We start from the raw sequence: 14,193 nt of genomic DNA on the forward strand, positions 1-14,193 counted from the left end.
GCTCCAATTCTGCCCGGTGATGCCTGCACGGTGTCATTCGCCTAACTTAGCGAGCCATTTGGAAATGAGTTGGTGAGAAGCACTGTCCGGATCCCTCAGAATGGAGATGGTGTCGGTCATGGTGGTCTTCTCCCACTTTGCGGGATGGGTGACGATATCCGCGTAGTAGCCCAGCACTTCGACCTTTCGGAAGTGGCGGAACCACACACCCAATTCTGCTTCCGGAGCTCTGATGTAGTTATATGGCCCGGTGACCCGGGCCAATGCGCACGGATAATGGTGGGCGACCACTAAGATGATGTCGCCTACCTCCATGCAGTGGGCGAAATCCCAGTAGTCTCGCTGGCTCTGGTCGATGTCTTGTTGCTTCACATCCGTCAGATCGCCCGGGGGACTTGCAAAGTCCAATCCCACGTATCCCAAACCGAGTGACCGGGTGGTATGAGCGACTGCTCGGGTGCTGTCCGAAGGGTGCAACTGCATGCGCCAGAACGTCATAGAAATCCCTTTCCTTGGATGTGTGGTGAGAGCGACGGCTTAGCCGGCCTTCACCTAATCCTACTGGGGGATCCAGACCGGTGCGAGGCAAATTTGGGGCTGGTTGGTTGCTCGGTCCAACGCAGATTCTCGGACGGCCTTGTGTGCCTGGTAAGGCGTATCAATCAAGGTTGGTAAATCATCGGCTTTGCATGTCGAACGAGGAGAATCTGCAACCCGCTCAGCATGGCAAATGCCCCCAATGCGCCCATCAGGCTGAGCACCGTCAGAGCCCACCACTGCTACCACGCAAATCCCTTGTCTCGCGCCTGAGCCACACGGGCCTCGGCCGGATGCCGCGGTGCCGCCTTCCGGCTTGCGCGTCGGGCCATGAGCGGCCCGACGGCGAATCCGAAAGGTCCAGGGAAGGGCTGGCGCAGGTTGACGAGGGCCTACCTCAATGCCGTTGACCGGACCAGGCCATAGACGGCCCCGCCCAAGACAGGCACCACCACGTGCGCCGGCACAAGCGCCAGGACGAGCAGGCTGAAGATCGCCCGGGCTTGCTCAGGATTTGGCAGCAGGTCAGCGAAGCCCATGCCCAGAAAAGAGGCCAGATGGGCAGCCACCACGATCGTCCAGGTCACGAAGAAGCCCGTCCAGAACCCACCCCGCTTGGGCGAGGGAGGGGCGTACGATTGCCGCTCGGTTTCTTCCTGGCGTCGGTAGGCCCGGGCGTTGATCCAGTAGAGAAACCCCAACACGGCCCAGATGGCCAAGCCGCCCGCGATAGCGAGCCAGCCCAGCGGGGCTCGCTGCTGCAAGGCCTCAAGGCCGCCGGCCACGAACAACAGGCCGGCGCCTCCCAGCAAGACCGTCGCGCAACCGACATGGGCGTAAGAACGCGTGGTCATGGTGGCCTCAGAGCTTGTGAGCGGTCCATTCGCCGGATGCTTTCGAAAAGCGAACCGGCTGGACGAACGGCCGCGCCTGGGCGACGCCACCGATGTCGAGAACGACCGAGCCGCCCACGTCGCAGATCACCCCGTCGGCCGTTTCCGACTGCTTGCAGCCGCTGAGGCTGAAATCTCGGTATTCCTTCACCCAGACCTGGCTTCCCAGCACCCGTTCAAACTCGGCAGTGATGGCCTTCTGAGCCTGTTCGTTGGAGGGTTTGCTGCCGCAGGCCGTCAGCGCAAAGACGGCGGTCAAGCTGAAAGCGATGTTCCTGATCGTGTTCATGAGGATCTCTTCCTGGTTGAGGTGGGGTCTTACTTGTCGCGGTTGCCGGCCGGATCAAAGCCGGCGATCCACATGCGGGTGTCGCGGAAGGGCGTGAGCATTCCCGAGGGGCCGGGATACAGGTCATCAGCTCGCAAGAAGCCGGACACCCAAGCGGCGCTCAAAGCCACTTTTCGGGCTTGCCACGCCACACCGTCGCGGGTCGTGCGCACGTTGAAGGGCTCACGGGGTGGGGTAGGGCCAGTGGTCCGATCGTCGCCGGTGTTCGGCTTCCCGGGGCGTACCCTCAGGCCCACCATCAGGTCGGCGGTGGCTTTGGCTCGGGCGTTGCTGTTGAGTTCCGCCTCTTCCCCCAGGTCGTCCCGAACGGTCAACGCCGCATCCGCGCAGGCTCGGAAGGTCTCGGTGGTGGAGGCGGTGGCACTGGTCCAGATCCGGGCTTCTACGGTCCAACAAGGAAGGGAGGCATCCCATTCGCGGAAGGTCAGGGCGACCCGCGGCCAGTCCAGCCGGCCCTGCTGGGCGGCCTGGTGGTTCTCGTTCTTGAACAGCCCGTTGATGCGGCCAGCACCACTGATCGGGGCGTACAGCAGGCCAGTGGCTGGCGCGGAGACGGTTGTCGGCTTGGCCCCCAGTGCTTGCTGGCCTGCGTCTTTCAGGCTCTTTCCCAACTGGCGGAAGAAGCCGGGCTTTGGTTCGGCGGGTGCTTGGGCCAAGGCGGTGGCGGCTACAAGCAGCGTCGCGGCAAGGCCGGCCGCCACTCCCATGGTGTTCTTCTTCATGAAATCCCCTGCGGTTGAGTTGGAGGGTGCTACATTTCATGAAGAGTCTGCCATGCATCGAGGGACCACGTCATGCTGTTCACCCGAAATTTCAACTGCGGTTCACGTGCCTCATCCGTCCCCACGATCATTGTTTGCCGCGCGGCTCAAGCAGGCGCGGGAGCTGCGTGGCATCGCCAGTCAGCGTGCTTTGGGGGTCCTGATGGGGCTCGATAAGAAACTGGCGAGCAGCCGGGTCAACCGGTATGAGACCGAGGCCAGCGGGATTGACTTGGACGGGCTGAGCCGGCTGGCAAAAGTGCTCGACGTTCCAATGGCTTACTTGGTGGCTGAAGACGCCTCCGTTGCGGAAGCAATTCTCGCTCTCTCTCAGCTGTCTGTTGAAGATCGAAGATCCGCTGTTGCTGTCCTGCTCCGGACGGCGGAGTCCAATCTACTCCCTGTTGTTGAAGGAGAATGAGAGGGGCTTGCCAATTTGCGAACCTTCTGCTATTCTGATGTTGATTCCGCATGCTCAACACAATTTTTTGGGTGTCCGGAAGTCAAGCTTAAGATCGGCGCGGCGCGGCTTAGCAGGCCCACATCTGCTATCAACCCCTCCGCTACGGCCATCATAGGTGCCCGTCTTGGAAGCGTGGATATACTCATAAGAATTGGGACCTTAGGGTCCCTTTTCTTTATCTAGATCTAGGGAATGGACATGATTGACTGGGCGGACGTTTTTCAGAAAGCGTTTAAAATTGCTTGGGAGGGTCAACCCCGTCCGGTTCCCGGTGCAAAATTTCGGCAATTAGTCGCAAAGATAGTTGTTGAAAGCGGTGAGGTTTTCCCGCCGCCCAAGTCCGGAAAGTTCAGTAAGTTCTTGGGAAATTTTCCAGAGATGCTCTTGCTTCAGAGTCATCCTGGTGAAGATGTGCTCGTTGTGCCTGCGGATCGCCCAGATCTCTTGGCGAGCGGTAAGGGGTTAAGCGGTCGTGTGCGCTCCGACCTCTTTTCAGCGCTGACGAAATTTAGTCCGTCATCGTCATCAGCTTTCTACTTTAATCCCGAGCTCGATGCCGTCGTGGAGATCAAGTCAGGTGATGTGGTCCCCTCAGGGGTTATTCAACTTCCTGCGACTACGTTCGAAGGAGAGGTTGATATTCGGAAGAAGTTCGCCGTATCGGCGGACATTGATGAGAACTCGCGCGCTGAGCTAATACGAGCCCTTGACGCTTCTCGACCTCTTACCTCTTTCTCTGCGGTTATCAAAACGCACGGACTTTCTAAGGTGTGGCATCGATATCGTGTGAGTGTAGTTGTTGAAAAGCTTCGGCTTTGGACAGCGGAAAACGAGATTCCGTGGAACACTGCTTGGCTGGTTGATGCAGAATCTGCATCAACGGTCGCCCCCATCCCGGCAGTGCGTTTCGAGCAAGATTTGGTCTCGCTTATTCACGCCCTTGCGGGGCAGGTTTCTGAGGCTGATATTTCAAGAATATCTGTGCCTCTAGACATCGTTTTGAAATTGGTGTCGCAAAAGAGATAAGTATGGCTACGATGCTGCTGGCAGGGATTGACCGGCTGTTAATTGGAAGGGCGAAGGAACTGATCGGCCATCTTCCAGTTCGAGCTAAGGCGGGTTGGGATTTCAAGTTCCTCCAGTCAGGGAAAGTGCCGGGGTTGGTGCCCGGACACGTAAGTGATGTGCTTCGGATGGCAGCCAACACTGGGGGGGCTCATGTGGTGGGTATTCGTCCACCCGCGCACGTCGGTAGGCAGGCCGAGGTAGTGTCCAAGGCAATCCGCCAATCTTTTCGCTTCAGATGGCTTGATGATATTGGTCGAGTGCTGAGTCAACAAGATCAGTTCGATAACGTGATGATCAGAGTCCTAGAAGAAGAGGACTGGTGGCGAAGTAATGTCTTGCCGACTTCTTGCCACGATCCCCAGATACTCCCGAAGACATTCAGCTTGGATTCTCGCCTTAGTGAGTTCTGGCGCCTTGTGGAGGCATACAATGACTTGGGAGGAATGAAGAGGGTTGTGCCTTTAATGGCGCTCTTTCCGCAGCTTCACCGGATACCTAAGGGCGGTGCGAAGGCTTGGAGAGATGACGCTGGGCTATCCTGGGACGACTACGGTGCACACCATGGCTCGCCACCATTTCCGCAGGATTGGAAATATTCGTATTATCTTCCGGAGCGGTTCCACTTTGACGTGGAGCACTCTAGGGGTTCAGCATTTTCCTACACTTGCGCGAATGGTTATGTTCATGACAGGAAGAAGAAAGAGCATGTAAACGTGAATTCGCATGGCTTTGTTTTGGGTGTTGGTCCTGCGTAAAACATCCTTTTTCGCGTCTCAGGGGTTGATAGTGTGGCATGAATCCGTTGGGGGTCACGCAACTCGACTTTGAAAGGGCGAGCACGCAGTTTTGCGTTTTCACTGAGAGAGAAAAGGTGAGCGAGAGGCATTTATGTTGTGTTGCCCACAACTGAAAGCCCAATCCAGTGGTCGATGGGCGGACGGGATATCGGAGAGCTTGCTCGCATCCGACAGCTGCTCGGCTAAAACGAGAGCATGGCAAAGCTGGCGCAGGCCCTGGAGCTTCCCGTCGCCTACTTGCGCGCTGTCAGCGAACCCGTGGCAGACTCCATCCTGGTGATGTCGCGACTGTCGGAAGATGAGCAGGAGCGGCTTGTTAAGCGAATGTGGGAGTTCACTAAAGACTTTGCCCATTCGTCTAGCTAATTCGGGTGCTGCTATCTGAAGCGGGAGGCCTGCGTTTACGATCAGCAGTGAGGTGGAGGCAAGAAGTCGCGCAAAAATTCCGAAATATCTTCGAATGCCGCCTCGTGCCTAGTTATCAGATAATCGAAAATCTGCTCTTGAGTAGCGCCTTGCTGTTTTAGGTAGTGGTTGAAATCTTTTCCCTTAGTGAAATCCCTCCTCTCCGCTCGGAATGGGAAGTTGGCGTCCTCGACGCTCGCTGTCAGGATGGCATCCTCGACACTTTCTAGAGGAATCATTCGGATTCCAGGATGATCCGAGAACTTCTCGTTTCTCTGGTCAGCGTCCAAAATTCCGACAACCTTCTCCTGGGAAGCGAAAAGCTGCTCTACATCCTTGCCATCAATTAGTGCGGCGACTTGAGATGCTCCGCCGATAAAAATTACTTTGACAGTCAGCAGGGTGTCTGGGCAATATCGCCTAATAAGGTGTTCCATGAAGGCGACTAGCGTCTTGTCCTCCGTCAGGATATATCTGTCACAGCCGGTGAAGCCGAAAAGCCTAAGCATGGATTGGCTGAACGATGCGGGCGTGATAGAGGCGCTGCCATCCTTCTCCTCCATGTAAAAGAGTTCATCGACCTCAAGCTGTCGCATGAGAGCGAGGGAGTGAGTAGTGAAGAGGATCTTGCGATCGTATTTTCCGCAGAACTCACGAAGCCAGCCGGGCAGGTTCGCTTGTGCGGCCGCATCCAAGGATAGGTCAATCTCGTCAATCACCAAGAGCTTGGAAGAGCCTTTGATTGTGCGGTAAAGATTGATGAGGAAGTGCTCCCCGGAACTGAGGTAATCCTCTCGGATGTATGTGCCATCATCCATGACAAGAGCGTAGTAGCTCTTTCCCCTGACCCGGACTTCGGCCATTGCTAGGTAGCGATCGGTTTCGTAGACCGCGTTCAAAAAGGCGATCAGCTCCTCGGGAGAATGATAGGTTGTTAGAGCAATGGCTTTGCGAATGTCTTGATCAGCATCGCTGGCGCTTTTGAAGTAGTTGAACCGAGATCCGTAAGGCATCGGGAGCTCCGCGTCCACAAGTTCGCGTAACTCCTTGGAGATCTTGTCTCGACAATCCAGAGAGCGGAGGGCGCTGTTATAGGTGAACGTTGCTCGCTCGCCGTCTAGGTCGTAAACGATCCGGCTCTTCTGAGAGAAGGCATAGGGTGTCGCTGTCCGTATGAACGTGTCCGAGTTGGACAGGTTCCGAAGAGCTCGCACCAGGGTCGTCTTGCCTGCCCCGTTTCGGCCGACAAGGCACATCAATCCGCTCTTGGAAAGATCTACGTCCAAGCGGAGATGCGCCACGTGCTGGATAGCGTCAAGCGTTACTTGGAGGCGACTCATTGGGCAGACCTATGCAGGAGGCTGTCAATGACGGTGGTGCCGAACTTGCTCCTAAGTTTCTCAAGATAGGCTGGGTCGGCGGCGTGGGCATAGCTGATGAGGCCACTGAGCCGCTCTAACCCTTCTTCCATTCCTTGGCTATACGTTTCCTCAAATATCTTTAATAGCCGCGCCCGATCGCTGAGGTAGAAGTGGATCCAAGCCTCAATACGGTTCCTGACTTCCCGATCAATGGCAATGGCACCCGTGGGCAGGATCACCAGCCCCAAGAGCTTGACCTTCCTACCTACCGTTGTCAGCTTGCTCTTTGCCGGATTGAGATTGAATTTATCGCCCAGCTCACTAGCAAGGCAGTCTTCAATGACGGCCTCTGCGTCCGAAAGATTGGCGCGCTCCTGAGTGGATAGCATGATGTCGTCGGCGTAGCGCGTGTAAATCCATCCTCGGTCCTGGCTGATTTGGGCCATGCGACGGTCAAAAGAGAGTAGGCAGGCGTTACTCACGATAGGGGAGGTGGAGTAGCCGATAGGCAGCTTCCCATCGATGGTAAGCAACCCGAGGATATGCTCCAGGTGATCATGAAGGTCTGCAACGGGTGTCGCGCTCTCTACCAGAACTTTGCGCACTAACGGAGTGGTGATGCTATCGAAAAACCGCTCTAGGTCAGTCTGGAAGAAGGCTCGGCTGTTCGCATGCGGTTCGACCGCCTGAATGAGGGTCGCTCCCTTGCGATATGCAAAAGAGACCGAAGTGTCGACAGGCAGGTGCTCTAAAACAAAGCCGTTGAGGAAGGCGTGAAAGTCCTTCAGGATTTTGGACGGCTTGTAGATGGTGCGGCTCTTCCAGCTGACCGGGCTGTAGTTCTCTCCAGGGGAAAGGGCCAAGAATTCGTCGAAGCGGTATTTGCCGTGATACATGGCGTCGAACAGCTTGTGCAACGGCTGCGGGGTCATGAATTGCGGCCTATGGCTCCTAGAATGGAAGAAAGCGTAGCCCATTACCGGCCAGGAATGCACAAACGAAATGCCCGGTCGGGCGTGAGCCTGCGACCGGGCATACGTAAGTTGATAAAACGCCCTAGGGACCAGACGTTAGACCGGAGCTACTCCTGGTCGCTGGTATGGAATAACCCTAGCATGGTTCCCGGCTAGCTTACAACTTCACGCGGGTTCACCCGCACCATCGGTTGTTCAAGGCAGGGGCTGGAATTGGAAGCATTGCGCCGCACTGAGCCACCTGCCCAGCGTGACGTAGGTCAGGCGATAAGGAAGTCGCTGGGGGATCTGCCCATGGCAACCAGCTGGGCCATCCACTTGGGCTGTCTGCCACGCCCAGTCCAAGTCTCGTTCGGATTGGTCGGGTTGCGATACTTCGGAGCCACCTTGCCCAGTTTGTGAGCCAAAGGGCTTTTCCGCACATTTGTCTTCTTGGACTTGCTGGGCGCTGCCGCATTGGGAACTCCGTAGAGCTCCTCGATCGTGTAGCCATGATCCTTGACGTATTTGTTGATCTTGGCACGCATAGCAGCAGCCTTAGGTCGTGTCAGGATCCTGGTCTGCTGCTTCTCTGCGGTGCTGATCAAAGAGCGCAGCTCCTTGACCGACAATCCCGTTAAATCGATAGGCATTTTGTATTTCCTGCTATCCAAAGCACCAGCCTAGTCCGGATTGCCCTTGGTTGTCACTGGCTCTAATCGGATGTGGCACGGGTCTTCATGGGTAGAAGCTGTCGGAGTCTGCCAAGCAATTGGCAAACTGCCCCCTCTGGTATCGCGGCAATTCCACGTTGGGCCGATACAGCTCCAAGGCGCTGATCTGCTTGCTCCGCGTCACCTGTGGTTTCTTGTGGAGGTAGTGCTTGCGCAACACCTGGACGCGATCCCGTGGATCGGTGCTGTGGCCGGTGACCAGTGCAATCTCCTTCTCTGGAACGTCGTTGACATCCAATTCGGTCGCTAGGGTGTGGCGGAAGGCATGGAACCCGATCCCCTTGGCAAACCCTAGGCTCTTCAAGTAGCGGCCAAAATCCACCACGAATTGCTGGCTGTAGCGCGCGTTGGTCTCTCCGGTCTTGCGGTTCACGCCGGCAGAGAGGAGGGGGAACAAGCGCGGGTGGCCAGTGGCCTTCATGTCTTCGACGAACTCGAGGAAACCGGCGTCCAATAGGGGCTTGGCGATGGGGACGATGCGCATGCACCCGGCTCCCTTCATGCTTTGCCGGCTCCGCCGTTGGCGCTTCGGATCCGCGGCGAGGTCTTCATCGATGGTCTTTTGGAAGGCGATGCACCATACGCCGCGCTCCTGGAGGATGTCGGTCAGCTTCAGCTGGCAGACCTCGTTGACCCGAGCGCCCGTGTAAAGGCCAATCATAGGGGCCCACCAATACTGCGGCTTCTTCGCCCAGGGGATGAAGGAGGCCGGGTCGAAGATGGCCTGCAGGTCCCCGTCCTCGAACAGGCGGATGGCTTTGCCGGGATCGATGGTGTGATCCTCCTTGGGCTTGCGGAAGGCCTTCATTGGCGAGGACGCGATGGCTTGCCCGTTGACCAGGTGGTTGAAGAAGGCGACCAAGAAGCGGCGGTGGCGCTCTTCGGTGGCCCGAGCCAAGGGCGCCACGTCCTGCTCTTGGCCCATGGCGATCGCGTCCTTGTAGCTGAGGCGCTTCAATCGGGGATCAGACAGCAGGTTCTTCGGGGTCCAGCGCAACAGCTGCCACAGTGCTTGGATGTGCTTGTAATCCACGCGGCAGGCCGAAATGTTGCCGCAGGTCAGCAGGAGAAGCTTCAGGGTGCGCTCGGTGGCGAGCACGGTCTTGGGATCCAGCTGCCGGCGGCGCATGTCCGCCAGGTGATCATCGATCTCCTTGGCCAAGGGACGCGCCGGCGTCCCCATGGACAGTTGCTGGGGATACCGGGTGCCGCTCTTCATGGTGTTCTTGCGGCCGGTCTCGTCCAAGGCAGCCAAGATGCATTCCTGGAGATTGATCGCCGCCTCGCGACCTTGGATGGTGGCTCGGTCAATGCGGAAGCGACCGATGTGGATGCCTTCCAAATGAAGGGTGCCGAAGGGCGATGCGATGTAGTCGGTGAGTGCGGAGGAGGGGAGGGCGGTCATTGGTTCACTTCCATCTGGGGATGGAAGTACGGATAAAACAGGCCGTAAATTCGTCAACCGGGTTGATACAAAAATTTGCACGCCGCGTAACCACCCTAGGCGTTGCGTTGCTGACGAGGTTGCTTCTCGGAAACGACTGAATTCGTTATCAGCGCGAAACCCTCTAAAACAAGGGGTTTTCTCGAAATTTACTTCGATTTATCGCAGTCAATTCCGTACTGTTTGCAGTTAATTGCCTAACAATCGGTGCTTCAAAGCCGTTACGCCATGCTGAACGAATGGTAAATGGCATGCGGACATGTTAGTTTGAATGGGTGGCCTGTCAGCAGGTTTGTTCTTGAGGACAGCTTCTTGTTGCCAGTAGACCCTGGCCAAACCTAAGGGCTCGGTTAGGGATGCCTGACCTTTTGTCCCATCATTAGAATCAGTGTGGGCTTCGTCTGTGAGCGAGCTGCCAAGGGGGCACCTTGATTACCGGTCTGTCGATTCATCGATACAAGAGTTTCCATCCTACTGTTGCTCTACCCATCAGTTTTGAGCCTGGAACGCCTCCAAAGCCAGTGTTCCTGTATGGAACTAACGGGGCAGGAAAGAGTGCCATCGGCGAGGTCATTCAGGGGGTGAGCGGCGGCGATGAGAAGTTCTCTCACTGCCAGATGCACACGTCCAACAACGCTGCCTATCGAGTGCTTGTCTACAACCAGCGGTTCGTAGACAAGGTGATCCGGACGGCAGAAGGGGTTCCTGGCATCTTCACCATAGGTGCCTTGGATGCTGAAGCCCAGGCTGAGATCGAAGGAAAGAAGGTCGAGGCTGAAGCCCTTGAGTCGCAGCTTGAAGCGGTCAAGAAGAAGATCGAGCAGTCGATTGAGGCTGGCAAGAACGTCCAGGAAGCAGCCATAACCGGGGCGTGGAAGGCCCACAGTGACTACAATAAGCCCCCGTTTCGCGACCTGTTGAACGGGTGGCACAGCGACCGCAAGAAGTTCTTCGAAGAACTCGACAAGTATGCTGTGGCCGACGATGTCGAGCTCGATGGCTTGGATCGTCTACAAGAGCGCCTAGCCGACGCAACCAGCACCGAAACTTCTCAGGGAAGGGTCTCGGTTGACTTTTCAGGTCTTGCGGTAATCGAGTCGCATCCGATCTGGGCTGAGAGGATTGTGGTCTCTTCCGCTAGTCGGCTGGCCCCTTTGATTGAGAAGTGGGGGAACAGCGACTGGGTCGGGCAGGGGCGCGACATCCCACATGGTGACAACTGCCCCTTCTGTCAGGAAAAGCTGCCGAAGAACTTTGCCGAGGACTTGGCCAAGCTTCTTGACGGAGACAGACAAGCCCGTGTCGACCAAGTAAAGTTGCTAGCTGAACGCTATGAAGTGGCTGTCGAACAGATAGAGGTGTCGGTAGCCCAGGTCTTTAAGCACCCTTTTGCACAGAAGGATGCGGCCTTGTCTCAGGCCTGGGAACTGCTGCTTGCAAGGCTCAGAGCGAACAGTGCGTTGATGAAATTCAAGGTCGACAAGCCAGCAGAGCCGTATGACGTTGCGACAAGCGACATTGAGCCGATGACGGGCGCCATTGGCGCCATCAACCAGCGAATCACCGAATTCAACGCAAGAATCGCTGATCGCGCAGCTGAAAAAGGGCGTGTCCGAACGATGTTTTGGCAGGTGATGCGTCGCGAGCGAGCTCCTGTCTATGAAGCGTATAAAGCGAGCAAGGCCCCATTGGTGGAGGCCCTGACGGCAGAACGTGCCGAGAAGACCGCCATTGAAAAGAGCTTGGGCGACATCACTGAGCGCCTTAAGGAGCTGGGTCAGCTCCAAACAGGTGTGGGGGCAGCAGTCGAAAAGATCAATGCGCGTCTTGCGGGCATGGGTGTCACCTCCTACTCCATCTCAAGTAAAGGAGAGGGGCACCTATATTGCTTGAGCCGTCCTGGGCAGGCAGAGGGCGACATGGCTTCGCTCAGTGAGGGCGAGAAGACACTCATCTCGTTCCTCTACTTTCTCGAGCGCCTGAAGGGCTCTGACGAGGCAGATTCAGGTCCGGTGGATCTAGGTAGAACGATTGCCGTTATCGATGACCCGATTTCCAGTCTGTCGCACAACTTCGTGTTCGACATTGCTTCCATCATCCAAGAAGAACTCATCAAGCCGCCCGAGGGCGTGCCGCGATTGCGTCAGGTGATGGTGCTGACCCACAACCTCTTCTTCCTACATGAAATGCTCCGGCAGACAGTGGGTCCAGAGTTGGCGAACCAGGATAAGCGCTGCCAACTGCTCCGTGTGGTGAAGTCAGAACATACGAAGGTGGTCCCAATGAGGGCTTCGGAGATGATGAACGACTACCAGGCATTGTGGCAGGTTCTTCGAGATGCACGCGATTCCAATACGCCGGCGATCATGGTTCCCAATGCCATGCGATGCATCCTCGAGCACTTTTTCTGGTTCACCCACCAAGAAGGGAAGTTCAAAGAAGCTCTGAAGAAGGTTGCTGCCGCCGATGGGTCCTTTACGCCGTTGGCGCGCTTCCTGGACAGGGGTTCTCACAGGGATGGCATCAACATCACCGTGATGGATTTCAATCACTACGACTTGAACTACTACTTCGATAAGTTCAAGGCCGTCTTTGGTGCTGCGGGCTTCCCAGAACACTACGCTGCCAACATGGGAGCTGATGCGGTCCAAGGGCTTGCACAGGAGGCCTAAGCATATGGAAGACGAGGTCCTAGTGTTTCAAGGCCGTCTTGCACTTAGTGGTAGGACGTTTGATGTAACGTTCCAGGCGGTCCTCAGCCTGGACCTTCGGCTGAAAATTGAGCTTCTGTCGCCTCCACTCCAGTTGGCACTGGATCTTCATTCGGCTATGGGGGAGCCTGGATCGGCTGGCGAAAGCTTGACGCTTGAGGGAAGTGGTCATTCGGGAGAGGTGTTCTTTTCAGATTCGGTAGACGTGAGTGGGATTCACACAGGTTCAGGTGGCTGCCACGTATCAATCTCTGCCCGTTCCGCCAAGCTCTCTCGCAAAGCGAAAAGACCTTCAGATTTTCCCGCCACAAGACTATGGTTTCGCGGTTTCAAGTCAATGCCAGTTCGGCCCGTCGAAAGCAGTTTGGGTAAGATCGAGGTGCGTGGAGGTGTAAAAGGCGTAGGTCGGGATGACGCATCTGGATTCGCGGCGATATACGCGGACCAAGCAACCAACCTTGCCGATTGGTCTCAGCGAGCCGACGAAATGTTGACCTTCTTACACCAAGGGTTAGCTTTTGCTAGTGGAAAGCGGCTTCAAACGCCTCTGTTGGAGGTTTACCGTGGAGATCGCTGGGAGTGCACCTACTTTGAAGGGGAGGGCTTCGGTGGAAGTCTTTCGCCGATTCACTTCATGAATCGTGGCCCATTCGTGGAAGCCCTAGTGAAGAGGTTTGAACAGGGGGCGGCCTTCAAGGACGCATTGTGGACCGTGGTGGGCTGGCTTCACGTCGACACGCCTTTTCATGAGGCTCGATTCTTGATGTCGATGACCGCGGTAGAGACGCTCTGTGAGCGTGTAGTCCCTAAAGCAAAAACAACGCTGATGGAGAAGGAGAAATATCGCCCTGTTCGTAAAAGGCTTGTCTCGATCATTGATGAGGCTGGTTTCGATCCAGCAGAGACAGCCGTTTTGACGCAGCGGATTGAATTGGCAAATGGACGGCCTCTTTCCTATAAGCTGTCTTCCCTGCGCGATCATTATCAGCTTCCATCAACCGTATTCACAGACGAAGCGTTCGTGGATCTATGCAGGCTCCGAAATGCTCTTGTCCACAGTGGGGGTGGCAAAGGACAAGATGCTTGGCCCAGAATATTGTTTGTCCGTGAGCTGTTGTCGCAGGTGGTCTTTAGGGAGATTGGCTACACCGGTCCCTACGAAAGATACCTCAACGGCTATGCCAGCATGCCGGGCGCCATAGAGAATTTTGATGATGAGAGTAGTGAGGCTCCCGTCAGTCAGGAAAGCATCTAAAGCAGGGTTGCCTTCGTCAGGCCCCAGCGTTCGAGCCCGTCACATTCATTTGGGTAGCTCTGGTCAATGCTTGGTTGCGCCTCCCTCCGTCGCGGCCGAGAGCATCGCGAGTCGCGCGGTGCCGCGCGAACATGCTTGGTCGCATAGATCCTGGTTGCTGCGGTTTTCCACATAACTCAATAGGGCACCAAGAAGTTCCCTATCGTCCAGCGTTTCTGCGCCGGCCATGAACACGAGGTCTGCCAGTCGCAATCGTCGCTTGGCCTCTTCCCGTCGCTGAGTTGCTTTTGCCCTTGCAGCTTGTCGCTGACTCGACAGAAGCTCCCTGGCTTGCAGCTGCGCCAACCGCTCTGTGGCTCTTTGGATTCTAAGATGATAGTGCGTTGGCTCGGTCATTGCATTTCTCCTGGGCGTGTTTACGAGTCAAACAAAGAAATGGCTCGCGTCAAGTTCTTGAGCACT

15 protein-coding genes and 1 pseudogene are annotated in these 14,193 nt (G+C 56.3%); 6 read left to right on the plus strand and 10 right to left on the minus strand.

Annotated features, from left to right (window positions below; all coding sequences use genetic code 11):
• Positions 1-33: 33 nt before the first annotated feature.
• The 5 genes and pseudogenes from AC13GA_RS03020 to AC13GA_RS03040 all read right to left on the minus strand — a co-directional run bounded on the left by AC13GA_RS03020 (position 34) and on the right by AC13GA_RS03040 (position 2,501).
• The gene (locus AC13GA_RS03020) at positions 34-498 is read right to left on the minus strand and encodes a hypothetical protein (protein WP_164167238.1); all 465 of its coding nucleotides are present in this window, start codon (positions 496-498) and stop codon (positions 34-36) included.
• A gap of 164 nt (positions 499-662) precedes the next feature.
• Positions 663-917: pseudogene (locus AC13GA_RS03025) on the minus strand (hypothetical protein).
• Between the two features lie 12 nt (positions 918-929).
• Complete coding sequence (locus AC13GA_RS03030) at positions 930-1,391, minus strand: cytochrome c oxidase subunit II (protein ID WP_482997489.1); 462 nt, start codon at positions 1,389-1,391, stop codon at positions 930-932.
• Between the two features lie 7 nt (positions 1,392-1,398).
• Positions 1,399-1,719 (minus strand): hypothetical protein, encoded by a 321-nt coding sequence (locus tag AC13GA_RS03035; RefSeq protein ID WP_482997490.1) that lies wholly within the window; start codon positions 1,717-1,719, stop codon positions 1,399-1,401.
• Positions 1,720-1,748: 29 nt separating this feature from the next.
• Complete coding sequence (locus AC13GA_RS03040; RefSeq protein ID WP_482997491.1) at positions 1,749-2,501, minus strand: hypothetical protein; 753 nt, start codon at positions 2,499-2,501, stop codon at positions 1,749-1,751.
• 130 nt (positions 2,502-2,631) lie between these two features.
• Between AC13GA_RS03040 and AC13GA_RS03045 the strand changes: the two genes are divergently transcribed.
• The 4 genes from AC13GA_RS03045 (at position 2,632) to AC13GA_RS03060 (ending at position 5,234) form a co-directional block, all read left to right on the plus strand.
• A complete protein-coding gene (locus tag AC13GA_RS03045) occupies positions 2,632-2,961 on the plus strand; it encodes a helix-turn-helix domain-containing protein (RefSeq protein WP_482997693.1) in 330 nt (109 codons plus the stop codon).
• Between the two features lie 234 nt (positions 2,962-3,195).
• Positions 3,196-4,029, plus strand: a complete 834-nt coding sequence (locus tag AC13GA_RS03050) for a hypothetical protein (protein ID WP_467324961.1) — start codon at positions 3,196-3,198, stop codon at positions 4,027-4,029.
• Between the two features lie 2 nt (positions 4,030-4,031).
• Positions 4,032-4,826, plus strand: a complete 795-nt coding sequence (locus AC13GA_RS03055; protein WP_468211025.1) for a hypothetical protein — start codon at positions 4,032-4,034, stop codon at positions 4,824-4,826.
• Positions 4,827-5,063: 237 nt separating this feature from the next.
• Positions 5,064-5,234, plus strand: a complete 171-nt coding sequence (locus AC13GA_RS03060; protein ID WP_482997492.1) for a hypothetical protein — start codon at positions 5,064-5,066, stop codon at positions 5,232-5,234.
• Positions 5,235-5,275: 41 nt separating this feature from the next.
• Here the strand turns inward: AC13GA_RS03060 and AC13GA_RS03065 are convergent, their stop codons facing one another.
• From AC13GA_RS03065 to AC13GA_RS03080, 4 genes are all read right to left on the minus strand, one after another.
• Complete coding sequence (locus tag AC13GA_RS03065; RefSeq protein WP_482997493.1) at positions 5,276-6,613, minus strand: ATP-dependent nuclease; 1,338 nt, start codon at positions 6,611-6,613, stop codon at positions 5,276-5,278.
• A complete protein-coding gene (locus AC13GA_RS03070) occupies positions 6,610-7,566 on the minus strand; it encodes a reverse transcriptase domain-containing protein (RefSeq protein ID WP_313208306.1) in 957 nt (318 codons plus the stop codon). Before AC13GA_RS03070 ends, AC13GA_RS03065 begins: the two co-directional genes overlap by 4 nt.
• Before the next feature lie 302 nt (positions 7,567-7,868).
• On the minus strand, positions 7,869-8,240 hold the full coding sequence (locus tag AC13GA_RS03075) for an H-NS histone family protein (protein ID WP_482997494.1): 372 nt from the start codon (positions 8,238-8,240) through the stop codon (positions 7,869-7,871).
• 85 nt (positions 8,241-8,325) lie between these two features.
• On the minus strand, positions 8,326-9,726 hold the full coding sequence (locus tag AC13GA_RS03080) for a site-specific integrase (RefSeq protein WP_482997495.1): 1,401 nt from the start codon (positions 9,724-9,726) through the stop codon (positions 8,326-8,328).
• A 467-nt stretch (positions 9,727-10,193) separates the two neighbouring features.
• On the opposite strand from AC13GA_RS03080, the gene AC13GA_RS03085 reads away from it, so the two are divergent.
• On the plus strand, positions 10,194-12,437 hold the full coding sequence (locus AC13GA_RS03085) for an AAA family ATPase (RefSeq protein ID WP_482997496.1): 2,244 nt from the start codon (positions 10,194-10,196) through the stop codon (positions 12,435-12,437).
• Positions 12,438-12,441: 4 nt separating this feature from the next.
• Positions 12,442-13,731: a hypothetical protein gene (locus AC13GA_RS03090; RefSeq protein WP_482997497.1), complete on the plus strand. Its 1,290-nt coding sequence runs from the start codon at positions 12,442-12,444 to the stop codon at positions 13,729-13,731.
• A gap of 63 nt (positions 13,732-13,794) precedes the next feature.
• Here the strand turns inward: AC13GA_RS03090 and traD are convergent, their stop codons facing one another.
• The gene (gene traD / locus AC13GA_RS03095; protein ID WP_227844151.1) at positions 13,795-14,127 is read right to left on the minus strand and encodes a conjugal transfer protein TraD; all 333 of its coding nucleotides are present in this window, start codon (positions 14,125-14,127) and stop codon (positions 13,795-13,797) included.
• Between the last annotated feature and the right edge of the window lie 66 nt (positions 14,128-14,193).

This window comes from Stenotrophomonas sp. 22DLJC03 (assembly GCF_056861405.1).